Below are 22,505 nucleotides of genomic sequence, written 5' to 3' on the forward strand. Positions count from 1 at the left end.
CGACCTTGATCTGGCAGCGCATCAAGAGCCGTGCGACAAAAGAAAAGAGGCGCGCCCGGGTGGCGCGCCCCTTTTTTGTCTTCATCCTGCACCCGAAGTCTCCCGACTTTCCGTGCAACAGCAAGTGGAAAGCTTACTTCGTCGGCCCGATCATCATCACCATCTGACGGCCTTCCATCTTCGGCATGTTCTCGATCTTGCCGACCTCCTTGACGTCCTCGGCCACCCGCTCAAGCAATTCGCGGCCCAGGTTCTGGTGCGCCATCTCGCGCCCGCGGAAACGCAGGGTCACCTTGACCTTGTCGCCACCTTCCAGGAACCGCAGCACGTTGCGCATCTTGACGTCATAGTCATGCGTATCGGTATTGGGGCGGAACTTGACTTCCTTGACGTCGATCGTCTTTTGCTTCTTGCGCGCCTCGCTCTCGCGTTTCTGCTGTTCGTATTTGAACTTGCCGAAATCCATGATCTTGCACACGGGCGGATTGGCATTGGGCGAGATCTCGACCAGGTCCAGGCCCGCCTCGGCGGCCATGTCCATGGCGCGTTCGGGGCTGACCACCCCGACATTGTCACCGTCTGCGCCAATAAGGCGGATTTCTGCGGCCCGGATGCGTTCATTGACGCGGGGGCCGGTGTCGCGCGTTGGCGGCGCGTTATGGGGTCTGCGGGCTATCGGCGAATTCCTTCTGTTGCCACTGTTCTCGTCTGATTGAAATTAACCTTGCCCCTCTGACGGTTCAAGGCGAATCCCCGCCTGTTTTGCCAATGTTTGGCGATTGTTGGCCGGGATGGCGTTGCACTACCCCATCAGGCGGCGTATTTGAAGGAGAGAAACAAAAAACAGCATTTCAAGACTGGAGAACCCCCATGTCCCGCGCGTTGATCATCATCATTGCCCTGGCCGCCATCGGCGCCATCGGCTATTTCATGAGCCCGCTGAGCCAGGAGACCGCAGAGGAACCCGCCCCCGCCGAAGAGGTGATGGAAGACACCACCGAAGCCGCCGAGGACGCCGCGGCGGAGGCGGTCGCGGAAGCGGAAGCCGAAGCTGCCGCCGCCGAGGAAGCCGCGGCCCAGGCCGCAGCCGAGGCGGAAGCCGCCGCTGCCGAGGAAGCCGCCGCCGCTGAAGAGGCCTCTGCCGAGGAAGCTGCCGCCGCAGAAGCCGCAGCCGAGGAAGCCGCGGCAGCCGCAGAGGCAGAGGCCGCTGAAGCTGCCGAAGCCGTCGAGGAGGCCGCCGAGGCCGCGGCGGAAGGCACCGAAGAGGCCGTCGACGCCACGACCGAAACCGCAGTCGAAGCGGCCGAAGCGGCGGAAGAACCTGCAACCGAGGCCGCAGAAGCCGCAGGCGAAGCTGCCCAGGCTGTCGGCGAGGCTGCGACGGAAGCCGCCGAGGTCGTCACCGACACGGTCGAGGAGGCTGTTGACGCGGCAACCGGCACCGAAACCGCCGAGACGCCCGACCCCGCGCAGGTCCTGACCGTCGACGGGTTCGAGCCCGACGCCGCGCTGCAACTGGTCAACGAGGCCGACGGCCTTTCCGATGTCTCCCGCGTCGCCCTGCGCGCCGCCATCGAACAGGCCCGCAACAATCCCGGCATGGTCGATGAGGTCGTGGCCCGCCTGCAAAACGCGCTCGGCAACTGACGCGCGCCCGCCAAGGGCTGACAGATCGACGCCCCCGGATCGCTTCCGGGGGCGTCTTTCGTTTGAGAGACCTGACGGAACCGGCAATTCGCAGCCCGATCCCACCTGGTCGCTTTCGGGGCTTCCCTCCTGGCAGTTCTCGCGCCAGTTTGGGCCGAGAGGATCCCGCCCATGCCCACGCTTTCCGACAGCTTCCTGACCGCGCTCGGCCTCATCGTCTCGGGCGATGCCGACCTGATCGAAATCGTCGCCCTGTCGCTGCGCGTCTCGCTGACCGCCGTTCTGCTGGCGGCGCTGATCGGCCTGCCGCTCGGCGCGGTCCTGGCGGTGGTCCGCTTTCCCGGCCGCGGGCTTCTTATCGTGGTGGTCAACGCGCTGATGGGGCTGCCGCCGGTGGTGGTGGGGCTGGTCGTCTACCTGACCTTCTCGGCCTCCGGCCCGCTTGGCGTGCTGGAGTTCCTCTACACCCCCGCCGCCATGATCGTGGCGCAGACCGTGCTGGTCACGCCGATCATCGCGGCGCTGGCGCGCTCCACCCTCGCCGATCTGCTTGGCGAATATGACGAGACGCTGCGGGTTCTGGGGGCAAACCGCTTCGATGTCGTGGCAACCCTGCTTTGGGACGGACGGTTTTCGCTGGCCACGGCGCTGCTGGCCGGGCTTGGTCGGGCGCTGGCCGAGGTCGGCGCGGTGATGCTCGTCGGCGGCAATATCGACCATGTCACGCGGGTGATGACCACGGCCATCGCGCTGGAGACATCGCGCGGCGCGCTGCCACTGGCGCTCGGCCTGGGCATCGTGCTGCTTCTGATCACGCTGGTGCTGAATGCCGTGGTCCTGGGCGTCCGCAACCGGATGGAGGCGCATGCGCATGCCTGACCCCACCCCGCGCGTCATCCCGTTCCAACCGCCCCGCCCCGCCGATCCGCCCGCGCTGCGCATCGAGGGGCTTTGCCTCAGCCGCTCCGGCGCGGCGCTTTTGAACGGGGTCGAGATGACGCTGTCGCCCGGCGGTGTCACCGCGCTTCTGGGGCCGAACGGGGCCGGGAAATCCCTGCTCCTGCGGGTCATCGCGGGGCTGATCGCGCCGGACGCGGGCCGGGTGATCGTGCCGCGCGCCATGCAGGGACGGATCGGGCTGGTGCTGCAACGCCCCGTGCTTCTGCGCCGCTCGGTCGCGGCCAACCTGCGCCATGCCCTCGCGCTGGCCCGTGTCCCGCGCAGGCACCGCGCGCCCCGCGTGGGGGAATTGCTGGCGCTCGGCAACCTGGAGGCGCTGGCCGACCGGCCCGCCCGCAGGCTTTCGGGCGGCGAACAGCAACGCCTCGCCATCATCCGGGCGCTGGCCGCCAATCCGCTGCTCCTGATGCTGGACGAACCGACCGCCCATCTCGACCCGCAGGCGACCCATGCCATCGAGGCGCTGGTCGCCCGCGTCACCGAGGGCGGCACCAAGGTCATCCTCGTCACCCATGACACCGGTCAGGTCCAGCGCCTGGCGGATGAGGTCGCGTTCCTGCACCAGGGGCGCTGCCACGAAATCGCCGGGAAATCCGCCTTCCTGACCCATCCCGAAAGTGCTGCCGCGCGTGCCTACCTGACCGGAAAGCTGTTGCTATGAGTATCTTGCGTGCCGCCCTCCTGACCCTTGCCGCCACCCCGGCCCTCGCCAACGACCCCGTCGTGCTGGTGCAATCCACCACGTCGACGCAGAACTCCGGCCTCTACGCCCATATCCTGCCGGTCGCGTCCGAGGCGCTCGGCCTCGATATCCGCGTCGTGGCGGTCGGCACCGGCCAGGCGCTCGGCAATGCGCAGCGCTGCGATGGCGACATGCTGATCACTCATGCCCGCGCGGCGGAGGAAGCCTTCGTCGCCGCAGGCTACGGCACGGCGCGCCATGACCTAATGTATAATGACTTCGTCATCGTGGGGCCGTCGGATGATCCTGCCGGTGTCGCCGGGGCCGACAGCGCGACCGAGGCGCTCTCCCGCATCGCCGCTGCCGAGTCCCCCTTCGCCAGCCGTGGTGATGACAGCGGCACGCATCAGAAGGAGTTGAACCTCTGGGACGGCATCGCCGATGTCGCCGCGGCCTCGGGCGGGTGGTATCGTGAGACCGGCTCGGGCATGGGGGCGACGCTGAACCTCGCCGTGGGCATGGGGGCCTACACGCTGACCGACCGCGCCACCTGGCTGGCCTTCGAGAACCGGGGCGATCACGTGATCCTGAACCAGGGCGACCCGGCGCTGTTCAACCAATATGGCGTCATCCCCGTGAACCCCGCGCATTGCCCGAATGTGAACGCGGAGGGCGCGCGGGCCTTCACCGACTGGCTGCTGGAGGATGGCCAGGCGGTGATCGCGGGTTTCATGCTGGACGGAGAGCAGTTGTTCTTCCCCAACGCGGGCGACTGAGCGCGGGGAAGAATTTTCCTTCAAAATTCTTCGGGCCCGAAAAATCTTGGCACAAGATTTTTCTCCCTATCCGATGGCGCGCGCCGGGATGCCGATGACGGTCGCGCCGGGGGCCACGTCCCGCGTCACCACGCTGCCCGCGCCCACGATCGCGCCCGCGCCGACGCGCACCCCCGGCATCACGATCGCGCGCCCGCCGATCCAGGCTCCGGGGCCGATGCTGACGGGATGCGCGCGCTCCTGTCCCGCCATGCGTTTCGCGGCGTCCTTGTGGTGTTCGGCGCAATAGATCTGCACCCCCGGCCCGATCATCACATCATCGCCGATCTCGACCCGCCCCGAGTCCAGCACCGTGCAGCCCGCGTTCAGGTAGACCCGGTCGCCGAGGTGGATATTCATCCCGTAGGAGCAATGAAACGGCGCTTCGACAAAGACATCCCGACCGATCCTGGCAAAGAGCGCGGCCAATTCCGGCGCCATGCCCCCGCGCGCATCGGGCGCGGTCGTGTTATGGGCATGAACCGCGCGGCGGGCGCGCTGGCGCAGGGCCTCCAGCCCGTCATCGAGGCATGAGTACCAGTCCCCCGCCGCCATCCTGTCCTGCTCGGACATGCCCATCCCCTTGAAACGAAACGACCGGCATGGAGAGGGTCTCCTCCACGCCGGTCCAATCTCGCGGTTCGATCCGCCTTACTTGTTGCCAGTCGGCGGATTGGTCGGCAATGCGGGCGCGAAGGTGCCGTTGATGCGGTCGATCATCGTCTGCACCGTCTCCAGCCTCGTGCCGTTCTCGACCAGCGAATAACCCGTCACCGTCGCCACGACCGAGCCGTCATGCTCCGAGCAGACAATGGCCACCTGGGTGATCCCCGGCGGCACGTCGAAGCCGTAGATGGAATAGCTGCCCTCGCCGGTATCGGGCGTGCCGCCGTTCTCGCGGAAATGCGCGTCGAGCGAGTTTCGCGCGGTGTCCATGCACTCGGCCTCGGAGTTGAATCCGGTCACGTAGCCCGAGGAAAACCCTTCCGCCGAGGCGGCAAACGGGGCCAGGGCAACGGCGACAAGCGGTAGGAAAATGCGGTTCATGATATGATCTCCTTGGTTTCAATCTCCGGACGCGGGGGCAGGCCGGAGCGCCTGAACGAATGCGCGAATCGCGCCTGTCGCAGATCGGGCAAACTGGCGCGGGGCACTCTGGCGCCGTCTCCGCGCGGGCCGTGATCCGCCCTTGGGCCTCCATCCAAGCATGAAATCGGCCGTCGGAAAACGAAAACTTTCGTGTCGAGCGATCGTGGGGCCGTCCGTCTCAGCGCGGCTGCGGGCGGGTCGGGATCTCCTTCAGCAGCCCGCCCACGGCCATCGCGGCGATGTCGGCGCTGGTCACCTCCTGGCCGCAGATCACCCGCTCCAGCACCCAATCGGCCCCGTTCAGCGCGGGCGAGCGGGCGCAGCCCGGCAGGCCGATCACGGGGCGGTCGCCGAGATGCCCGAGGAACAGCAGGTTGCCCGGATCGACCGGCATGCCCACCCGCGTCACCCGCCCCCCCGCCGCGCGCAGCGCCTCGGGTCCGACATCGGCGGGGTCGGACGTGGCCGAGGCGGTCAGGATCAGGATGACCTCGCCCTCGGCCCGCGCAATCGCCCCCGCGAGGTCGGCGATCTCATGCGCGGCAAAGGCCCGGTCCGTCAGCCGCATCCCGAACCGGTCGAGCCGCGCGGCCATCGCCTCGCGGCCCTTGGGCGAGGGCTCCGCCGCGCCGATCCGGGTCTCGATCAGCGTGGCGGCGCGATAGACGGGGGCCGCGACATGCAGCGCCCCGGCCCCGGCCCGTTCCGCCTTGTGCAAACTCGCCTCCGCCACGGCATAGGAGATGATCTTGATCGTCGCGATCATGCCGCCCGCGCCGATGCGCTGGTAATCGGGCAGCGTGGCCAGGGTGACCATCGGATCGACGCTGTTCACCGCCTCGATTGCCGGTCTGTCGAGGCGCAGCAGCCCCGCGCCCTCCGCGTGCAGGTTGACGCGTCCCTTGGCCCCCCTGGCGATGCGGATACGGGCGGCCTCGGGGTCGGGGATCAGCGCGTGTGCCAGCCGGGTCGCAGCCGCATCCTCCGCGATATCCCCCGCCTCCAGCCGCGCCACGGTGACCGAGGTCACGCCCTCCGCCGCGAGGTCGGCGATATCGGCGGCACTCAGCACATTGCCCTTGGGAAGACGGCGCGCCTTGTCCCCTGCCCCGGTCACGCGCACGGAATGGGCCAGCACCGCGCCCGCGGCCTCCGCGACCGGCACCGGGCCGAACCTCATGCCCCCTCCTGCCGCAGAACCCGCGTGATCTCGGCCAGGATCGACAGCGCGATCTCGGCGGGGCCTTGCGACCCGATATCGAGGCCCACGGGCGCATGGATGCGCGCGATATCGTCGGGTGACACCCCCGCCGCGCCAAGCCTCTCGACCCGCTTGGCATGGGTGCGCGTCGACCCCAGGCAGCCGAGATAGAAGCAGTCCGAAGCCAGCGCGGCCTGGATCGCGGGATCGTCCAGCTTCGGATCATGGGTCAGCGTCACGATGGCGCTGCGGCTGTCGGGAGCGAGGGCCTCAAGGGCTGCATCGGGCCAGTCCTCGACCAGTTTCGCGCCGGGAAACCGGGCGGGCGAGGCGAAGGCCGGGCGCGGGTCGATCAGCACCGGGTCATAGCCCGCCATCTGGGCCATCGGCAGCAGGGCCTGCGCGATATGGACCGCGCCCACCACCATCAGGCGCAGGGGCGGGTTGTGGATGGCGATGAACTCGGACCCCTCGACGCCGGATTTGTCGGCCCGGAATCGCGCGGCCAGCGCGGGTGTGTCGCCTGCCGCCAGCCTGCGCGCCCCGGTCTCCAGATCGACCAGATAGGCCACCGGCTTGCGCGCCGCGCGGGCCGCGACCAGGTCGGCCAGCAGCGCCTCGGGCAGCACTGTGCCCACGGGCTCCACCAGCACCTTGATGCGCCCGCCGCAGGCCAGTCCCACGGCAAAGGCATCCTCATCCGCGACGCCGAATTCCAGCATCTGCGCGGCGTGGGAGGTCAGCGCCTCCATCGCCTCCTCGACCACCGCGCCCTCGACGCAGCCGCCCGAGACCGAGCCTTCCATCTCGCCCGCGCCCGAGACGACCAACTGGCTGCCGACGGGCCGGGGGGCCGAGCCCCAGGTTTCCACCACGGTGGCCAGCACCGCGCCGCGCCCCCGCCGGTGCCAGTCCAGCGCGATCTCGGGGATCTGGGTGAAGGTGTGCGTCATTCCGATTGCGTGATCCGGGTCAGGAAGCAGGTGTTGCGGGGGGATCCGACATCAACATAGGCCACATTCGCGCGGCTGAGAAGCGCCGTCGCGCAAGCCTCCACCCCGTCGCCGGGGTGATCCGGTCATCCTGGCCGTGTGGCAAAGCAACGGGGCTCGGGCGACCCGGAACCCCGCGCACAGGGGCGCCCCTCCGCCATCTCGGGCGGAGGGGCTTTGCTGGTCAGTTGTCAGTTGGCGCCTGCCACCTGCAGCAGCGGCGTCACCCGGCGCACCACGACGCGGCGGTTTTCGCGGGCGGCCTGCTGCGTTTCGATCAGCAGATCGCTTTCGCCATAGCCCTGCAGGACCATGTTGGCGGGCGAGACGCCGAAATACTCGGAGAGCGCCAGCGCCACGGATTCGGCCCGGCGGTCGGAGAGCGCAAGGTTCAGCGCCCGCCCCCCGATCGCGTCGGTATGGCCCTCGATCAGGAACACCTCGCCAGGGTTCTCGGCGATCAGATCGCGCATGAGCTGGCCAAGCGCGGTCAGTTCCTCGGCCTCGGAGGGCTGGATCGCCGCCGAGCCGGTGGCAAAGGTGACATTGTCGATATTGATCGCGGGCGCGAGGTAGCGGACCCGGTCGATATGGCGCACCTGCGCCAGCGAAAAGCCACGCCCCACCTGGGTTTCGGCGGCGAGGACCGCGCGCAGGGCGGCGACATCGGCGTTGTCGGGGTCAAAGGACGCGGCGGGCGCGCCTTGCGGTTGCGGCAGCGTCGCCAGGTCGACGGCCTCGACAGTGCGCGTGTCGTCGAACAGAACGGTCTCGGTCCCGTTCGGCGACACCACGATGCGTTTCAGCACGCGCATCTCGGCATTGCGCACGGTCACGGTCTGCGACCCGTCGGGATGGGTGATGACAGTGCGGGTGGAGCCATCGTCGAAGCGGCGCGTCGTCACCTCGTCACCGGGACGGCGCAGGATGGTGTCATCGTCGCGGATCACCTCCAGGTTGCCCTGTTGGTCCTGCACGACGACGCGGTCGGGCGCGGTCGAGACGACCTCGCGGTTGCCCGACAGAAGCGCGCCGACGACAAGCCCCGCGCCCGCCGCGATCAGCCCGCGTTCGAGCGTCGAGAGGCCGTCATCATCATCATCCGTTCCGGCGGTTGCCGGGGGCGTGTCATCCTCGGCAAACTCCTCGTCCGAGCTGCGCACCTCCTCCGAGGTCACGGTTTCGGTGGTTTCCTCGACCGGATCGGCGTCCTCGGCGGCGGCGGCGGCTTCGGCGGCACCGCCTCCCGCAGCATCCATTTCGGCATCCGAGGGTCCGGTCGGGGCGGGCTCTTCGGTTTGCTGCGGTTCTTCCGTCACCTCCGCTTCGGCCTCGGCCTCGGGGGCCTCTGCTTCTGCCTCGGCCTCGGGGGCCTCTGCTTCTGCCTCGGCTTCAACCTCTGCTTCTGCTTCAACCTCTGCTTCGGCTTCAACCTCTGCTTCGGCTTCAACCTCTGCTTCGGCTTCCGGTTCTGCCTCACCCTCTGCCTCTGCCTCGGCGTCTTCCATCGCTTCGGCTTCAGCCTCACCCTCGGCTTCGGCTTCGGCTTCCAGCCGTTCTTCGATTTCAGCCGCGCTCGGGGTTTCGGCGTCGACCTCTGCCTCCGCTTCTGTTTCGACTTCGGCCTCGGCTTCGGGCGCCGCTTCTGCTTCGGCCTCGGGGGCCGCCTCTGCCTCTGCCTCTGCCTCTGCCTCGGTTTCAACGTCAGCCTCAACCTCTGCTTCGGCTTCAGGCGCCGCTTCCGAGCCTGCTTCTGCTTCTGCTTCTGCTTCTGCTTCTGCTTCTGCTTCTGCTTCTGCTTCTGCTTCTGCTTCTGCTTCTGCTCCTGCTTCAGCCTCTGCTTCGGCCTCCCCTTCCGCGCCGTCCAGAAGCGCGGCGCAATCCTCCGCGCTCAGCCCCTCGGCGCATTCCAGCGCGTCGGACAGGATGTCATCCTGGGCAAAGCCGGTGGTCGGAAAGGGAACGGCCAGCGACAGGCTGGCGACAAGGGCGGTCGTGGTCGAGAGGGATCGGCGCATCTGGGGCCTCCTTCATGTTGATCTCGGTTCGCGGGATCAACGGCCATGGATACGCAAGGGTTCCCGCGCCGGACCTGCACCGGCGGGTTTTCGCCAGCCGCCCCGGACGCAAACAGGTCGCCCCCGGCACTCGGAGGCGGCCCGCGCGGTCCCGGTTCAGGACGGGATCAGTAGTTGTATTCGGTGATGATCAATTGCGCCGGGTTGTTGGAGCTGCGGTTGTAGCTGCCGGTCCAGATATCATATTGCCCCGACATCGGGTTGGTGAAGACGATGGCCGAATTGAAGCCGCGATAATCGTCATTGTAGTACCACGAGCCATCGGGCGCATTCACCACCAGGATCGGGTCGACATTTGACCGCGCCTCAAGCGCGAAGGTCAGCCGTCCGGTGGGCGACGTGCCCTGGTATTGCAGCCGGAAATCTGGCCGCGACACCACCCACCCCGCACCTAGGTAGGGGCTGCAATCGGCCAGGTTCACCCGCCCGCCGGCGGTCAGGTTGCGCACGTAAGGGTCAGGCAGGAATCCGGCCTGAAGGCTTTGCTGGCCGAACACGGTCGGATTGTTCCAGTTCGGACAGGCAAGAGCCTGTCCCGCCCCCACAAGGCCGATGGCGAAGGCCAGGGTGGCAAAAAGGCGTTTGATCATGACGTATCTCCCTGGTCAAAAACAATTCTTGTGATCCCGCTTATCGGGCGGGTTCGGGTTAAGTTACCAAACTCCCGGCAAAAAATCCAAGTGAAGCGTGCAGCATGCCGCAACGAAAAACCGGTTTGGTGTGCGAATCCCCACAAGCCTCCCGCGGCGCGCGATCCCTGCCACAGGTCTTAAGTTTCGATAAAGTTTCCCGGTATTGTCACCAATCCCGCCCGGCACCTGCTGATTGTCACGCGCGCGTGGCCGTGGAGGCCGGAAATAGCCGCGCTTTCCTTAAAGAAATTGCGCATTCTCCCCGTTTCTGTGCCATAGTCGCGGGCCACAAAGACCCGAAAAACCGCCCCTGATACGAGTGTCCCATCATGCCCGATCCGACCCCCGCCAACGCCCCCACCCGTCCGACCCGCGCCGACTGGCAGGCGCGCATGGTGGAGATCGGCAAGATGCACGGGTTTTTTGAGCGTCTGGGGGCCGATCACCATGCGCTCTACGTGCAGGAAGGCAACACGCTGCTGGTCACGTTCGACGAGGTCGCGCGCGTCATCGACAAGGGCGAGGATGCGCTGCCGGTGGGATTCGAGGCGGTCAAGAAACGCGAATGGTCGATGCTCAGCATCCTGGCCGAGGGGCGCAGCTGGTTCCGCGACCCTGGCCTCTACCGCTTTTTCGACAAGCTGGTCGATGAAGGGTTTTTCGACAGTTTCGACAAGGTCATCTTCCTGGGCGCAGGCCCGATGTGCGGCCATGCGGCGGCGGCGTTTTCCGTTACCGCGCCAGGGGCCAAGGTGCTGGCACTGTCGCCTGCCGCCACGCTGGACCGCGCGGCCGCCCCGTTCGAGCTGCGCTTTCGCGCCGCCTGGCGCAAGACTTTCACCGACCGCTACGGTTATGCCCCCGACATGGTCGAAGGCGCGTCGCAGGCCTTCATCGTCTACGATCCGCTGGAGGTGCTGGACGCCGCCCATGCCGCGCTTTTTCGTGCAAAAACAACGCAACGGCTGCGCTTTCGCGGCGGCGGCGCCGATATCCTGTCGCTGCTGGAGCCGCACCGCAATCTCGACCGGATGCTGAAAGCCACCGCCAACAACCGCATGACCCCGCTGCGCTTTGCCCAGATCACCCGGCGGCTGCGCCAGAGCAACCGGCGCTACCTGCTGTCGCTGCTGGCGCGGGCCGAGGAACGCGGCGGGCTGAAACTGGCCGCCATTGTCGCGCGGCGCGGGCTGGACGCGACCGGCGCGCCGCATTTCGCGCGCCGCCTGTCCGCGATCGAGGCCAAGATGACCGGCGCGCGGGACCAGGTGGCCGTAGCGGGGGAATAGCCCCCCGCCCTCGCCCTACTTGTTCGGGTCCGGCTGGCCCGGCGGTGCCGCGGGCGTCGGGTTGCCCGGCATCGGGGCCGCGCCGTCCAGAAGATACCCGGTTTCGCCCTGCAGCGGCGGCTCGGTCGAGATCGAGGTCGGCTCATCGCGGGTGAACTGTTCACCCTCCTGGATGCCGCCATGATAGATCGCGATCCCGAGCGAGGGCAGATAGGTCAGGTAGTCGATGTAATCGGCGGTGCCGTCATCGGGCGAGGTCGTCACCACCATCGGCCAGCTTTCATAGGCGCAAGTGCCGATCATGGTCTGGCGCGCGGCCTGCGTCGCCACCGTCACCGTTTCCACGGCGCGCGCGCCATCGTCATGCAGCCGCACGGTCGAGCCCGACCAGCTCTGCCCCGCGCTCAGGACCGGCAGGTTCACCGGGCCCACGGCCCAGGTCGTGGCCTCACCGGTCTGCGGCACGATCATGCCGTTCTGGGTCGACCAGGATTGCAGCACATAGGCCCCGCGCAGGCTGTTGACGCGAAAGCCCGAGCCGTCGTCGAAATTGGTCTCCTCCTCCATCACCGTGCCGTCGGACAGCAATTCGTAACGGATGTGGAAATCGTTGAAGGTGACATAGATACTGTCGGTGGTGTCGGCGATCGAGGTCGGACACTCGGCCAGGGCCGCGCCAGTGGTGAGGGCCAGGGCCGGCAGGACCGCGGCGGCAATACGCTTTGAGTGAAACATCGGGGGTCTCCTTGCAAAATCCGGTTTCGGGGGACCGTTCAATATCCCCGGCGCCGGGAATACGGCGCAGGGGCGGACCCGCTTGCATCAGTGTCGCGCGCAATCGGCCATCTGACCAGCCCCTATCGCGGGGGCATGACGTATCGGTCCTGCAGCACATCACGGCGCCCCCATGGGTCGCGCGACCGGGACGGAGCGTTCAAGAAACGCCGCCGGGGCAGGCGTTTGCGCGGGTCAGTCCCGCCCGCCACCGGTGCGGATCGTCTTGGTGGTCAGCGCTTCGTAGAACCGCTTGCCGAAAAGACCCAGGAACGCCCCCGCAATCAGGGGCAGCGCCCAGACCTGCCCCCAGAGCGCCTGCAGAAGTGCCGCCAGCGCCAGCGCGATCAGCAGGGTCAGCATGTCATACTCGCTCCGCTCCACCGGGATCGCGATGTCGAACACATCCTCGACCGAGCGTTTGACATGAGGGTCAGCGATCGGCGTCAGATACCCGGCCAACAGGCCCAGAAGAAAGCTCATGATCATGGCGGTCGTCCTCATCCTTGCAGTCGCGCAGGGGGTATAGCGCGCCCGAAACGGCGGCGAAAGCACGGGAATCGCCGCGCCCGCGCGATTTTGCGCTTTGCAGGGGGGCTTGCCTCGTGTAACCGGCAGGCCATGACCGACACCCTGACGCTCCGCCGCCCCGATGACTGGCACCTGCATCTGCGCGATGGCGCGATGTTGCGGGCCGTCCTGCCCGAAAGCGCCCGCGATTTCGCCCGCGCCATCATCATGCCGAACCTGGTGCCGCCGGTGGTGACGGGGGCGGATGCGGCCCGCTACCGCGACCGGATCCTCGCCGCCCTGCCCGAGGGCAGCGGTTTCACGCCGCTGATGACGCTCTACCTGACCGAGGAGACCGACCCGGCGGATGTCGCCGCCGCCCATGCGAACGGCCTGATCACGGCGGTGAAACTCTACCCGGCGGGGGCCACCACGAACTCCGCCTCGGGCGTATCCAATTTCGACAATGTGCGGGGTGTGCTGGAGACGATGGCCGAGATCGGCCTGCCGCTGTGTTTCCACGGCGAGGTCACCGACCCCAGTGTCGATATCTTCGACCGCGAGGACGTATTCCTCGACACCGTCCTCGACCCGCTGCGCCGCGCCACGCCGGGGCTGAAGGTGACGCTGGAACATGTCACCACCAGCCAGGGCGTCGATTACATCACCCAGGCCGACGGAGAGATCGCGGGCACGATCACCACGCATCACCTGATGATCAACCGCAATCATATCCTGGCCGGCGGCATCCGCCCGCATTACTACTGCCTGCCGGTTGCCAAACGCGCCACCCATCAAGAGGCACTGCGCCGCGCCGCCACCTCGGGCAATCCGCGCTTCTTCCTCGGCACCGATTCTGCCCCGCATCTCGACGCCGCCAAGGAAACCGCCTGCGGCTGCGCCGGTTGCTTCACCGCGACCAACACGCTCTCCTGTCTCGCCCATGTGTTCGAGGAGGAAGGCGCGCTGGACAGGCTGGAGGGCTTCACCTCGCTCAACGGTCCCGCCCATTACGGGCTGCCGGCCAATGAGGATACCATCACCCTGGTCAAATCCGCCACGCCCGTCGACTACCCGGCGCAGATCGCCACGCCCAACGGCCCCGTCACCTTGTTCGATCCCGGCCATCCGCTGTTCTGGCGCGTAACCTGACCGCTTCTTTGTTCCTCAAATATCCCCGCCGGAGGCTCCCCCGGCTTGCCACATGAGGCTCCGCATGATCCCAAGCAGCTACCCCACCGATTTCGAGATGGCCCGGATGACCGCGCGGATGCTCTTGGACATCAAGGCCGTGCATTTCAACGCCGACACGCCTTACGTGCATTCCAATGGCAAGGAGGCGCCCACCTATGTCGATTGCCGCAAGCTGATTTCCTTCCCGCGCATCCGCTCCACGCTGATGGATTTCCTCACCTGCACCTTGATGCGCAAGGCGGGGCTGGAGGCCTTCGATAACGTCGCGGGCGGCGAGACGGCGGGCATTCCCTTCGCCGCCCTGGTGGCCGAACGCATGGCCCTGCCGATGACCTATGTGCGCAAGAAGCCCAAGGGCCACGGACGAAACGCACAGATCGAAGGGCAGATGGGCGAAGGCGACCGGGTGGTTCTCATCGAGGACCTGACCACCGATGGCGGATCGAAGCTGGCTTTCGTCGATGCGATCCGCAAGACCGGGGCGACCTGCGGGCATACGGCGGTGATCTTTTATTACGGCATTTTCGACGAGACCATCCCGCGCCTGGCGGATCATGGCGTCGAACTGCACTACCTCTGTACCTGGTGGGACGTGCTGGCCGAGGCCCGCCGCGCGGGCGATTTCGACGATGCGACGCTGGCCTCGGTCGAGGCCTTCCTGGGCGACCCGGACGCCTGGCGCGCGGCGCGTAACCCGGCCTGAGTTAACGATTATTACCACAAGATGTGGCCTGCGGCAGACAATGCAGGGCTTGATGTGCTACGCTGCGCCGTGACGTAAACGGCAAGGCGGGAGCCGGGACTTGTCCCCAGATTCTCCACAGGAAATGCCGCTTCAACCCTGTCTTAGGGTTTGAGATGCAACCCCCGTTCGGGCTATGACCGGGCCGACGGGGCAAAAAAAACAGGGGGCAGAGGGCATGAACCAGATCAGCACGATACCGGGCGAGACCAGCCAAGCCGCTGATACGGCGGAACTTCCCCATAACGTCGAGGCCGAACAGCAGCTTCTGGGTGCGATTCTCTCCTCCAACGATGTGCTGGACCGGGTCGACGATCTGGTGAAGCCCGATCACTTCTACGACCCCGTCCATGCCGACATCTTCGCGCTGGCCTCGGGCCGGATCACCAAGGGGATGCAGACCGACGCCACCACGCTGAAGAACTTCATGGCCGACCATCCCGGCCTGAAGGCGCTTGGCGGGGCGGAATACCTGCTGCGGATGCAGCTTTCGGCCATCGCCACCACGGCGGCGCGCGACTATGCGCAGCTGATCCACGACCTCGCCCTTCGCCGGTCGCTCATTTCGCTCGGCAAGGACATCGCCGATTCCGCGCAGGCCGTGCGCGATGACAGCACGCCCGACGACCAGATCGTCGAGGCCGAGGCCAAGCTCTTCCAGCTGGCCTCCACCGGCACCGCCTCGAAGGGCTTCCAGAGCTTCCTGCGCGCGCTGACCGATGCGGTCGATATCGCCAACGCCGCCTATAATCGCGGCGGCGGGCTGGCGGGGATTTCCACCGGGCTGGCCGATATGGACAAGATGCTCGGGGGGCTGCATGAAAGCGACCTGCTGATCCTTGCGGGCCGCCCCTCAATGGGCAAGACCTCGCTGGCGACCAACATCGCCTTCAACGTCGCCAAGGCGTGGAAACGCGGCCAGAAACAAGATGGCAGCGAAGGCACGATCGAAGGTGGCGTGGTCGGCTTCTTCTCCCTGGAAATGTCGGCGGCACAGCTGGCGCAACGTGTCCTCTCGGAGGCCGCCGAGGTGCCCTCCGAGCTGATCCGCAAGGGCGACCTGAACGAGGAAGAGTTCCAGCGCTACCTGCGCGCGGCGCAAGACCTCGAGGCCTGCCCGCTCTATATCGACGACACGCCCGCCCTGCCAATCTCCCAGGTCGCGGCCCGCGCGCGGCGTCTGAAACGCTCGCGCCAGGGGCTGGACCTTCTGATCGTCGACTACCTGCAACTTCTGCGCGGCACCGGCAAGGCCGACAACCGCGTCAACGAGGTCTCCGAGATCACCCAAGGTCTGAAGGCCATCGCCAAGGAGTTGAACATCCCCGTCATCGCGCTCAGCCAGCTCTCCCGCCAGGTCGAATCCCGTGAGGACAAGCGCCCGCAACTCTCCGACCTGCGCGAATCCGGCTCGATCGAGCAGGACGCGGATGTGGTCATGTTCGTCTATCGCGGCGAGTATTACAAAGAACGCGAGAAACCGGGCGAGGAGAACCTGGAGGCCATGGCGAAATGGCAGCAGGACATGGAGCAGTTGCACGGCAAGGCCGAGGTCATCATCGGCAAGCAGCGCCACGGCCCGGTCGGCGCAGTGGAGCTCAGCTTCGAGGGCCGCTTCACCAAGTTCGGCAACCTGGTCAAGCCCTGGCAACAAGGTGCGGATCAGGGGTTCTGAGCGCGCGCCCGGTATCACGGTCCGGATCTTGAGTATTTGGACCAAGAAGATGGAAAATTTTATTCAAATTGTCGTATCTTCTTGGCAAAAATACTCACGGCGCGACGGGTGCCTCCTCGTGCTGCCTTGACCCCGGCGCGGCAAGGCCCGACTAAGGCCCTCATGGCGACCGGGCAGCTTCATATTGATCTTGACGCAATCGCGGCCAATTGGGCCGCGCTCGATGCGATGACGGCCGTTGAGACCGCGGCCGTGGTCAAGGCCGATGGTTATGGCCTGGGTGTCGGCCCGGTGGCGCGGCGTCTGGCACAAGCCGGTGCGCGCCGGTTCTTCGTCGCCATTGCCGAGGAAGGTGTGGCACTGCGCGAGGCGCTTGGGCCAGGGCCCGAGATCAACGTGTTTTCGGGTCATATGGAGGGCGATTCCGGGCTCATCCATGAGGCCGGTCTGATCCCGATGCTGAACAGCCCCGAACAGGCCGCCCGCCACCGCGCCGCGCTGCCGGATGCGCCTTACGGCGTGCAACTCGATAGCGGCATGAACCGGCTCGGGATGGAGCCCGCCGATTGGGCCGCGACCCGCGGCACGCTCGAGGCCGGTCCCCTGACGCTGGTGATGAGCCACCTGGCCTCCGCCGACGATCCCTCCAGTGCGCAAAACGCCGACCAGCTGCGCGTCTTTCGCGAGATGACGGGTGGCACCACCGCGCTACGCAGCCTGGCCGCCACCGGAGGTGTCTTGCTTGGGCCGGACTACCATTTCGACCTCTGCCGTCCGGGCATCGGCCTTTACGGCGGCGCGCCCTTCACTGACGCCACCCCCGTCACCCGCCTCTCGCTGCCCGTCATCCAGACCCGGCACCTCAGGCCCGGCGAAGCGGTCGGCTATTCCGCCACCTGGAGGGCCGATGCCGCCGCCAGAATCGCCACACTCGCCGCCGGATACGCCGACGGCATCCTGCGCGCGATCAGCGGCCGCGCGCAGGTCTTCGCGGGCGACATCGCCTGCCCCCTCGCGGGCCGCGTCTCGATGGACCTGATCGGGGCCGACATCACCCATCTGGCAATCTGCCCCGATCACCTCGACCTGATCTGCCCCGCACAGGGCATCGATGACCTGGCCCGCGCGGCGGGCAGCATCGGCTACGAGATCCTCACCGCGCTCGGCGCCCGCTACACCCGCCACTATACCGGAGCCGCACCATGATCCTGACCGCGCCGCTTGCCGCCATCGGCCGCTCGACCCTGGGGCTTCTGGCCGCCATCGGGCGCGTCGCGCTGTTCTTCTTTCAGGCCGTCAGCCACATCCTGCGCCCGCCCTGGTATCCGCGTGAATTTGCCGTGCAGCTGATCCAGATCGGCTGGCTGTCGCTGCCGGTCGTGGGCCTCACCGCGCTTTTCACCGGCGGCGCGCTGGCCTTGCAGATCTATGCCGGCGGCTCGCGCTTCAATGCCGAGGCTGTCGTGCCCTCCATCGTCGCCATCGGCATGGCGCGCGAGCTTGGCCCCGTCCTGGGCGGCCTCATGGTGGCGGGCCGCGTCGCCTCGGCCATCGCCGCCGAGATCGCCACGATGAAGGTGACCGAGCAGATCGACGCGCTGGTCACGCTCTCCACCAACCCGATGAAATACCTGACCGTGCCGCGCCTCCTGGCCGCGACGCTGACCCTGCCCGTTCTGGTGGCGGCGGGCGACAGCATCGGCATTTTCGGCGGCTTCCTCGTGGGCACGACGCGGCTTGGCTTCAACGAGGTCGGCTACATCACCAACACCGTCGATTTCCTCGAGTTCTGGGATGTCGCCTCGGGCCTGGTCAAGGGTGCGGTCTTCGGCTTCATCGTGGCGCTGATGGGCTGCTTTCACGGCATGTCCTCGGGGCGCGGCGCGCGCGGCGTGGGGAAGGCCACCACCAATGCCGTCGTCTCCGCCTCGATCCTGATCCTGGCGGCCAATTACCTCCTGACAGAACTGTTCTTCACCGCATGATCGACATCACCGGGCTTCATAAATCCTTCGGGTCAAACGCGGTCCTGCGCGGCGTCGACCTCAATGTCGAAACCGGAACCTCGACCGTGATCATCGGCGGCTCGGGCACCGGCAAGTCGGTGCTGCTGAAATGTATCCTTGGCCTCGTCAGCCCCGACAAGGGCCAGATCCTGCTGGACGCAGAGGACGTGACCCGCGCCGAGCGCGACCCGTTCCTGGCCAAGTTCGGGATGCTGTTCCAGGGCGGCGCGCTCTTTGATTCCATGCCGGTCTGGCAGAATGTGGCGTTTCGCCTGCTTCGCGGCTCGCTCAGGAAACCGGTCGAGGAGGCGCGCGAGATCGCGGTCGCCAAGCTCGCCCGTGTGGGCCTCGGTCCCGAGGTGGCCGGGAAATTCCCGGCGGAGCTCTCGGGGGGCATGCAGAAACGCGTGAGCCTCGCGCGCGCCATCGCCGCCGATCCGCAGGTGATCTTCTTCGACGAACCCACCACCGGGCTCGACCCGATCATGGCGGGCGTGATCAACGACCTGATCCGGGAGATCGTGGTCGAGATGGGCGCGACCGCGATGACCATCACGCATGACATGTCGAGCGTCCGCGCCATCGCCGACCGGGTGGCGATGTTGCACAGGGGCAAGATCCGATGGGAAGGCCCGGTGGCCGAGATGGATGCGGCAAGCGACCCCTACCTGCGCCAGTTCATCACCGGGGCCGCCGAGGGGCCGATCGAGACCTTGCGCTGACATCTCGCAATCGTCACCGGCAGCCCCTAGATCAGACTGGCAGCCATTCAGGAAAAGCCAATGCTCCTCACCGGCCTCGCCGCGCCGCTTGCCCTCATCCTTGCCACCTATGCCGCGATCACCGGCCTCTCCTGGGCGCGGCGCGTCATCGCCGAGCCGCGCCGCGCCCGGCAAGCGGGGCTGGCGCTCAACCTGATCCGCCGCGCGGGGCCCCCGCTGGCCGCGGCCCTTCTGCTGCTGCTGGCCGACCGCATCCTGTTCCTGCCCGACGCGCCCGCGCTGGCCGCCCTCATCGCCGCTGCCGCGCTGGCCTATGGCGCCCATCGGGGCCTGCGCGATCTGGGGCCGGAAGACTGGCGCAGTCTGATCACGCGCCTCCTGCTCTCCACCGCCCTCTCCCTCTTCGTGCTCTGGCAGTTCGACTTCGTCTAGAACCGCGCCTGCCCCCTTGCCTTTCGCCGCCATCCCCGGTCTATCTCTGGCCCATGAGGGTTTACGCGATCGGAGATGTTCACGGCCACCTGGCCAAGCTGGAAGGCGCGCTGGCGCTGATCGAGGCGGACCGGGCCGAATGCGGCGACCGGGCAGCACCGCTGGTGCAGGTGGGCGATCTTGTCGACCGTGGCCCCGACAGTGCCGCCACCGTCGATTACCTGCTCGACCTCACCCGCGCCGATGCCCGCGTCACCGTGCTGCTTGGCAATCACGACAACATGTTCGTGCAGTTCATGGCCGAGAGCTCCCGCGCCGACCCGCGCCTGCGCGCCGATCTCACCTGGCTCAACCCCCGCCTCGGCGGGCTGGAGACGCTGGCCTCCTACGGTGTCGATATCAACGCAGGCCCGACCGAGATACATGCCCAGGCCCGCCAGGCCGTGCCCGCCGCGCATGTCGAGTTCCTGGCCTCCCTGCCGCTCTCCTTCGCGCATGGAAGCTGTCTTTTCGTCCATGCGGGCATCCGCCCCGGCATCCCCATCGCCAACCAGGACCCCGAGGATCTCTACTGGATCCGGCACGAATTCCTGGACAGCCGCGCCAATCATGGCCCCCTGATCGTGCATGGCCATACGCCGGTGGAGCGCGTCGAGCATCACGGCAACCGCCTGGCCATCGACACCGGCGCGGCCTATGGCGGGCCGCTTTCGCCCGTGGTGATCGAGGGCCGCCGCGCCTGGCTGCTGACGCCGGAAGGCAGGCAGGAGGTCACCCCCCGTGCCGCCGCGTGACATCGGCCTGATCGCGCTGGTGATCCTGGCCTGGGGCAGCAACTTCACCGCGATGAAACTGGCGCTGGAGGAGGTGCCGCCCTTCCTGATGGTCGGCCTGCGCTTTGCAATCCTGGTGCCGCTGATCACCGTGCTGAAACGCCCCGCCCTGCCCTGGTCCCGGATCCTCGCCGTCGGCGCGCTGATCAATATGGGACAGTTCGCCTTCCTCTTCGCGGCCCTCAACGCGGAGGCCAGCGCCGGTCTCGCCTCGCTCCTCATTCAGATGCAGGCGCCCCTGACCATCGCGCTGTCCTTCCTCGTCTTCGGCGAGCGAATCCGGCCCCTGCAGATCGCGGGCCTTGCCCTGGCGCTGGCGGGGCTCGGCGTTTTTGCGGCAAGTTCGGGGGGCAATGTCACCGGCCTGGGGCTGGCGCTCTTGCTGATGGCGGCACTGTCCTGGGCCTGCGGCAACCTGGTGCTGAAACGGGTTGGCCGGGTCGACACGCTGGCGCTGTTCATCTGGGCCAGCCTGGTGCCGCCGCTGCCGATGCTGGCGCTGTCCGTGGCCGTCGAAGGCCCCGCCCCCTTCGCCACCATCGCCGCGATGTCGGCGCAGGGCTGGCTGGCCGTGATCTATGTCGCGCTGGCCTCGACCGTGCTTGGCTATTCGATCTGGGGGGCGTTGCTCGCGCGTCATCCGGCGGCGCTGGTCACGCCCTTCGCGCTGCTGATCCCTGTTGTGGGTGTCAGCATCGCGGCACTGGTCCTCGGCGAAAGCCTCACCCCGCGCGATGCGATCGGCGGGGCCATCATTCTGGCGGGTCTTGCGCTGACCCAGATGGGCGCGAAGCGGAGCAGATAGGCGTCAGGCGACGGGATCGGCCCCGTATTCATTGGGGCCATCGGTGCCCTTCAGAACGCCAAGCTCGATGATCGCCCAGATGCCGACGATGGCGGAAATCCACAGCACAAGCGAGGCCAGAAGCCCCGGCACCCAGATGCTCTCGCCCATGAATTCGATGCGCGAAAAGCCGATGCCGAGCAGGTTCATCACATTATAGACCAGCGAAGGCGCGATGAAGATCCAGAGCCACGGATTCGCCCCCTTCTCACGGTCATGCAGCCGCCGCACCGACAGGCCCGCGAAAAGCGCCAGCATGATGACGGAGATGATCAGCTGGATGAGACGGCCGAAAAATCCGTCGCCGAAGATCAGGCCGAGGATAAGCCCGACAACGATCCCGATGGCAATCAGGATGCCGATGCCGATCCACCACTCCTGACGGCCGATCCGCCCCTCGAATGTCATAAAACGTTCCATGAGAATTCCTCTGTTCCTGTAAATGGTTCGCGAAAGTGGTCGAACCGTAGCACGGGGCGGGCCGATTTCAACACCTGGTCGGCGGCGGGACCGATCCTGTCGCGCCTGCCCTAGGAAATCGCCCGCGCCGGGGCCATATTGCGGGCATGGATACGCGATTGCCCCTCCTCATCGCCACCATTGTGCTGGCCGCCGCGCTGACCCTCGGCGTTGCCTTTCTGGCCGCCGGGACGGTGCCCGCCCTGCCCCTTGCCGCGCCACTGCTGAGCGGCGTCGCGCTGGCCCTGATCCTTGTGCAAAGGCGGCGGCGATGAAGGAAGAGGCGCTTCCCGGCGACGGCACGCTGACGCAATCGGGGTTTGCGGCGGCGGGCCGGGGCAAGGTGCTGCTCCTGGCCTGCGGCGCGCTGGCACATGAAATCGTGGCGCTGAAACGGTTGAACGGATGGGACCATATCGACCTTCACTGCCTGCCCGCGATCCTGCATAACAGCCCCGAGAAAATCCCCGACGCGGTCGGGGCGGCGGTCGAAAAGCATCGCGACGGCTATGACGAGGTGTTCGTCGTCTACGCCGATTGCGGCACTGGCGGGTTGCTTCAGGCGCGCTGCGAAGACCTCGGCGTGCAGATGATGCGCGGGCCCCATTGCTATTCCTTCTTCGAGGGCAATGACGCCTTCGCCGCGCATGACGATGAGATCACCGCCTTCTACCTGACCGATTTCCTTGTCCGCCAGTTCGACGCCTTCGTCACCCGCCCCCTGGGCCTCGACCGCCACCCGGAGCTGCGCGACATGTATTTCGGCAATTACACGAAACTGGTCTACCAGGCGCAGGTAAACGATCCGAAATTGATTGAAAAGGCAAAGGCTTGCGCGGCGTTCTTAAAGCTCGATTTCGAGCTGCGCCGCACCGGATACGGCGATCTGGAAACCGAGCTTGGCGCCGTGGCCAACCCGTAGGGTGCGC

General features: G+C 66.9%; 27 protein-coding genes. 17 read left to right on the forward strand and 10 right to left on the reverse strand.

Annotation, left to right across the window (positions count from 1 at the left end; genetic code table 11):
* Positions 1-5 precede the first annotated feature (5 nt).
* Complete coding sequence (locus HNS34_RS07215; RefSeq protein ID WP_172319369.1) at positions 6-167, forward strand: hypothetical protein; 162 nt, start codon at positions 6-8, stop codon at positions 165-167.
* Here the strand turns inward: HNS34_RS07215 and infC are convergent.
* Positions 134-676 (reverse strand): translation initiation factor IF-3, encoded by a 543-nt coding sequence (gene infC, locus HNS34_RS07220; RefSeq protein ID WP_172319462.1) that lies wholly within the window; start codon positions 674-676, stop codon positions 134-136. The genes HNS34_RS07215 and infC overlap by 34 nt on opposite strands.
* A 194-nt stretch (positions 677-870) precedes the next feature.
* On the opposite strand from infC, the gene HNS34_RS07225 reads away from it, so the two are divergent.
* The 4 genes from HNS34_RS07225 (at position 871) to HNS34_RS07240 (ending at position 4,065) form a co-directional block, all read left to right on the forward strand.
* Positions 871-1,647 (forward strand): hypothetical protein, encoded by a 777-nt coding sequence (locus HNS34_RS07225; RefSeq protein ID WP_172319370.1) that lies wholly within the window; start codon positions 871-873, stop codon positions 1,645-1,647.
* A gap of 171 nt (positions 1,648-1,818) precedes the next feature.
* Complete coding sequence (locus HNS34_RS07230; protein WP_172319371.1) at positions 1,819-2,526, forward strand: ABC transporter permease; 708 nt, start codon at positions 1,819-1,821, stop codon at positions 2,524-2,526.
* Positions 2,519-3,268 carry an ABC transporter ATP-binding protein gene (locus tag HNS34_RS07235; RefSeq protein WP_172319372.1) on the forward strand — a complete coding sequence of 250 codons (750 nt, stop codon included), beginning with the start codon at positions 2,519-2,521 and terminating at the stop codon, positions 3,266-3,268. The genes HNS34_RS07230 and HNS34_RS07235 overlap by 8 nt, the downstream gene beginning before the upstream one ends.
* On the forward strand, positions 3,265-4,065 hold the full coding sequence (locus HNS34_RS07240) for an ABC transporter substrate-binding protein (RefSeq protein WP_172319373.1): 801 nt from the start codon (positions 3,265-3,267) through the stop codon (positions 4,063-4,065). The genes HNS34_RS07235 and HNS34_RS07240 overlap by 4 nt, the downstream gene beginning before the upstream one ends.
* 66 nt (positions 4,066-4,131) lie before the next feature.
* On the opposite strand, the gene HNS34_RS07245 is transcribed toward HNS34_RS07240, so the two are convergent.
* The 6 genes from HNS34_RS07245 to HNS34_RS07270 form a co-directional block, all read right to left on the reverse strand.
* Positions 4,132-4,677, reverse strand: a complete 546-nt coding sequence (locus tag HNS34_RS07245; RefSeq protein ID WP_328700488.1) for a sugar O-acetyltransferase — start codon at positions 4,675-4,677, stop codon at positions 4,132-4,134.
* Positions 4,678-4,755: 78 nt separating this feature from the next.
* Positions 4,756-5,151 carry a hypothetical protein gene (locus tag HNS34_RS07250; protein ID WP_172319375.1) on the reverse strand — a complete coding sequence of 132 codons (396 nt, stop codon included), beginning with the start codon at positions 5,149-5,151 and terminating at the stop codon, positions 4,756-4,758.
* 220 nt (positions 5,152-5,371) lie between these two features.
* On the reverse strand, positions 5,372-6,373 hold the full coding sequence (locus HNS34_RS07255) for a molybdopterin-binding protein (RefSeq protein WP_172319376.1): 1,002 nt from the start codon (positions 6,371-6,373) through the stop codon (positions 5,372-5,374).
* The gene (locus HNS34_RS07260) at positions 6,370-7,347 is read right to left on the reverse strand and encodes an XdhC family protein (protein WP_172319377.1); all 978 of its coding nucleotides are present in this window, start codon (positions 7,345-7,347) and stop codon (positions 6,370-6,372) included. Before HNS34_RS07260 ends, HNS34_RS07255 begins: the two co-directional genes overlap by 4 nt.
* Before the next feature lie 230 nt (positions 7,348-7,577).
* Positions 7,578-9,404: an OmpA family protein gene (locus HNS34_RS20980; RefSeq protein WP_328700489.1), complete on the reverse strand. Its 1,827-nt coding sequence runs from the start codon at positions 9,402-9,404 to the stop codon at positions 7,578-7,580.
* 167 nt (positions 9,405-9,571) lie between these two features.
* Positions 9,572-10,054: a peptidase S1 gene (locus tag HNS34_RS07270; RefSeq protein ID WP_172319378.1), complete on the reverse strand. Its 483-nt coding sequence runs from the start codon at positions 10,052-10,054 to the stop codon at positions 9,572-9,574.
* A gap of 371 nt (positions 10,055-10,425) precedes the next feature.
* Between HNS34_RS07270 and HNS34_RS07275 the strand changes: the two genes are divergently transcribed.
* Complete coding sequence (locus HNS34_RS07275; RefSeq protein WP_172319379.1) at positions 10,426-11,385, forward strand: phosphoadenosine phosphosulfate reductase; 960 nt, start codon at positions 10,426-10,428, stop codon at positions 11,383-11,385.
* Positions 11,386-11,400: 15 nt separating this feature from the next.
* Here the strand turns inward: HNS34_RS07275 and HNS34_RS07280 are convergent, their stop codons facing one another.
* A complete protein-coding gene (locus tag HNS34_RS07280) occupies positions 11,401-12,120 on the reverse strand; it encodes a hypothetical protein (protein ID WP_172319380.1) in 720 nt (239 codons plus the stop codon).
* Between the two features lie 234 nt (positions 12,121-12,354).
* Positions 12,355-12,648 (reverse strand): hypothetical protein, encoded by a 294-nt coding sequence (locus HNS34_RS07285; protein ID WP_172319381.1) that lies wholly within the window; start codon positions 12,646-12,648, stop codon positions 12,355-12,357.
* Positions 12,649-12,780: 132 nt separating this feature from the next.
* Here HNS34_RS07285 and pyrC point away from each other — a divergent pair, with 132 nt between their 5' ends.
* From pyrC to HNS34_RS07330, 9 genes are all read left to right on the forward strand, one after another.
* Positions 12,781-13,821 (forward strand): dihydroorotase, encoded by a 1,041-nt coding sequence (gene pyrC / locus HNS34_RS07290; protein ID WP_172319382.1) that lies wholly within the window; start codon positions 12,781-12,783, stop codon positions 13,819-13,821.
* Between the two features lie 64 nt (positions 13,822-13,885).
* Positions 13,886-14,566: an orotate phosphoribosyltransferase gene (locus HNS34_RS07295; protein ID WP_172319383.1), complete on the forward strand. Its 681-nt coding sequence runs from the start codon at positions 13,886-13,888 to the stop codon at positions 14,564-14,566.
* 217 nt (positions 14,567-14,783) lie between these two features.
* Positions 14,784-16,280 (forward strand): replicative DNA helicase, encoded by a 1,497-nt coding sequence (locus tag HNS34_RS07300; protein WP_172319384.1) that lies wholly within the window; start codon positions 14,784-14,786, stop codon positions 16,278-16,280.
* A 162-nt stretch (positions 16,281-16,442) separates the two neighbouring features.
* Positions 16,443-17,486, forward strand: a complete 1,044-nt coding sequence (alr, locus tag HNS34_RS07305; protein WP_172319385.1) for an alanine racemase — start codon at positions 16,443-16,445, stop codon at positions 17,484-17,486.
* A complete protein-coding gene (locus HNS34_RS07310; RefSeq protein ID WP_172319386.1) occupies positions 17,483-18,265 on the forward strand; it encodes an MlaE family ABC transporter permease in 783 nt (260 codons plus the stop codon). Before alr ends, HNS34_RS07310 begins: the two co-directional genes overlap by 4 nt.
* Entirely contained in the window at positions 18,262-19,008 is a 747-nt protein-coding gene (locus HNS34_RS07315; protein ID WP_172319387.1) for an ABC transporter ATP-binding protein, read from the forward strand. The genes HNS34_RS07310 and HNS34_RS07315 overlap by 4 nt, the downstream gene beginning before the upstream one ends.
* 60 nt (positions 19,009-19,068) lie before the next feature.
* Complete coding sequence (locus HNS34_RS07320) at positions 19,069-19,440, forward strand: hypothetical protein (protein WP_172319388.1); 372 nt, start codon at positions 19,069-19,071, stop codon at positions 19,438-19,440.
* 53 nt (positions 19,441-19,493) lie between these two features.
* Positions 19,494-20,234 (forward strand): metallophosphoesterase family protein, encoded by a 741-nt coding sequence (locus tag HNS34_RS07325; protein WP_172319389.1) that lies wholly within the window; start codon positions 19,494-19,496, stop codon positions 20,232-20,234.
* Entirely contained in the window at positions 20,221-21,078 is an 858-nt protein-coding gene (locus HNS34_RS07330) for an EamA family transporter (RefSeq protein ID WP_172319390.1), read from the forward strand. Before HNS34_RS07325 ends, HNS34_RS07330 begins: the two co-directional genes overlap by 14 nt.
* A 3-nt stretch (positions 21,079-21,081) precedes the next feature.
* Here the strand turns inward: HNS34_RS07330 and HNS34_RS07335 are convergent, their stop codons facing one another.
* Entirely contained in the window at positions 21,082-21,537 is a 456-nt protein-coding gene (locus HNS34_RS07335) for a DUF805 domain-containing protein (protein ID WP_172319391.1), read from the reverse strand.
* 158 nt (positions 21,538-21,695) lie between these two features.
* On the opposite strand from HNS34_RS07335, the gene HNS34_RS07340 reads away from it, so the two are divergent.
* Positions 21,696-21,851: a hypothetical protein gene (locus HNS34_RS07340; RefSeq protein WP_172319392.1), complete on the forward strand. Its 156-nt coding sequence runs from the start codon at positions 21,696-21,698 to the stop codon at positions 21,849-21,851.
* The gene (locus tag HNS34_RS07345) at positions 21,848-22,498 is read left to right on the forward strand and encodes a DUF1638 domain-containing protein (RefSeq protein WP_172319393.1); all 651 of its coding nucleotides are present in this window, start codon (positions 21,848-21,850) and stop codon (positions 22,496-22,498) included. The genes HNS34_RS07340 and HNS34_RS07345 overlap by 4 nt, the downstream gene beginning before the upstream one ends.
* The last annotated feature ends 7 nt before the right edge of the window (positions 22,499-22,505 follow it).

The sequence above is a fragment of the Alterinioella nitratireducens genome, from assembly GCF_013155465.1.
GTDB lineage: Bacteria > Pseudomonadota > Alphaproteobacteria > Rhodobacterales > Rhodobacteraceae > Alterinioella > Alterinioella nitratireducens.

Coding starts and splice junctions, on each gene's coding strand:
- HNS34_RS07285 (WP_172319381.1), bottom strand. CDS start 12,648: ATGATCATGAGCTTTCTTCTGGGCCTGTTGGCCGGGTATCTGACGCCG.
- HNS34_RS07275 (WP_172319379.1), top strand. CDS start 10,426: ATGCCCGATCCGACCCCCGCCAACGCCCCCACCCGTCCGACCCGCGCC.
- pyrC (WP_172319382.1), top strand. CDS start 12,781: ATGACCGACACCCTGACGCTCCGCCGCCCCGATGACTGGCACCTGCAT.
- HNS34_RS07260 (WP_172319377.1), bottom strand. CDS start 7,347: ATGACGCACACCTTCACCCAGATCCCCGAGATCGCGCTGGACTGGCAC.
- HNS34_RS07300 (WP_172319384.1), top strand. CDS start 14,784: ATGAACCAGATCAGCACGATACCGGGCGAGACCAGCCAAGCCGCTGAT.
- HNS34_RS07235 (WP_172319372.1), top strand. CDS start 2,519: ATGCCTGACCCCACCCCGCGCGTCATCCCGTTCCAACCGCCCCGCCCC.
- HNS34_RS07280 (WP_172319380.1), bottom strand. CDS start 12,120: ATGTTTCACTCAAAGCGTATTGCCGCCGCGGTCCTGCCGGCCCTGGCC.
- HNS34_RS07325 (WP_172319389.1), top strand. CDS start 19,494: ATGAGGGTTTACGCGATCGGAGATGTTCACGGCCACCTGGCCAAGCTG.
- alr (WP_172319385.1), top strand. CDS start 16,443: ATGGCGACCGGGCAGCTTCATATTGATCTTGACGCAATCGCGGCCAAT.
- HNS34_RS07315 (WP_172319387.1), top strand. CDS start 18,262: ATGATCGACATCACCGGGCTTCATAAATCCTTCGGGTCAAACGCGGTC.
- HNS34_RS07270 (WP_172319378.1), bottom strand. CDS start 10,054: ATGATCAAACGCCTTTTTGCCACCCTGGCCTTCGCCATCGGCCTTGTG.
- HNS34_RS07345 (WP_172319393.1), top strand. CDS start 21,848: ATGAAGGAAGAGGCGCTTCCCGGCGACGGCACGCTGACGCAATCGGGG.
- HNS34_RS07230 (WP_172319371.1), top strand. CDS start 1,819: ATGCCCACGCTTTCCGACAGCTTCCTGACCGCGCTCGGCCTCATCGTC.
- HNS34_RS07255 (WP_172319376.1), bottom strand. CDS start 6,373: ATGAGGTTCGGCCCGGTGCCGGTCGCGGAGGCCGCGGGCGCGGTGCTG.
- HNS34_RS20980 (WP_328700489.1), bottom strand. CDS start 9,404: ATGCGCCGATCCCTCTCGACCACGACCGCCCTTGTCGCCAGCCTGTCG.
- HNS34_RS07320 (WP_172319388.1), top strand. CDS start 19,069: ATGCTCCTCACCGGCCTCGCCGCGCCGCTTGCCCTCATCCTTGCCACC.
- HNS34_RS07335 (WP_172319391.1), bottom strand. CDS start 21,537: ATGGAACGTTTTATGACATTCGAGGGGCGGATCGGCCGTCAGGAGTGG.
- HNS34_RS07245 (WP_328700488.1), bottom strand. CDS start 4,677: ATGTCCGAGCAGGACAGGATGGCGGCGGGGGACTGGTACTCATGCCTC.
- HNS34_RS07310 (WP_172319386.1), top strand. CDS start 17,483: ATGATCCTGACCGCGCCGCTTGCCGCCATCGGCCGCTCGACCCTGGGG.
- HNS34_RS07250 (WP_172319375.1), bottom strand. CDS start 5,151: ATGAACCGCATTTTCCTACCGCTTGTCGCCGTTGCCCTGGCCCCGTTT.
- HNS34_RS07240 (WP_172319373.1), top strand. CDS start 3,265: ATGAGTATCTTGCGTGCCGCCCTCCTGACCCTTGCCGCCACCCCGGCC.
- HNS34_RS07295 (WP_172319383.1), top strand. CDS start 13,886: ATGATCCCAAGCAGCTACCCCACCGATTTCGAGATGGCCCGGATGACC.
- HNS34_RS07225 (WP_172319370.1), top strand. CDS start 871: ATGTCCCGCGCGTTGATCATCATCATTGCCCTGGCCGCCATCGGCGCC.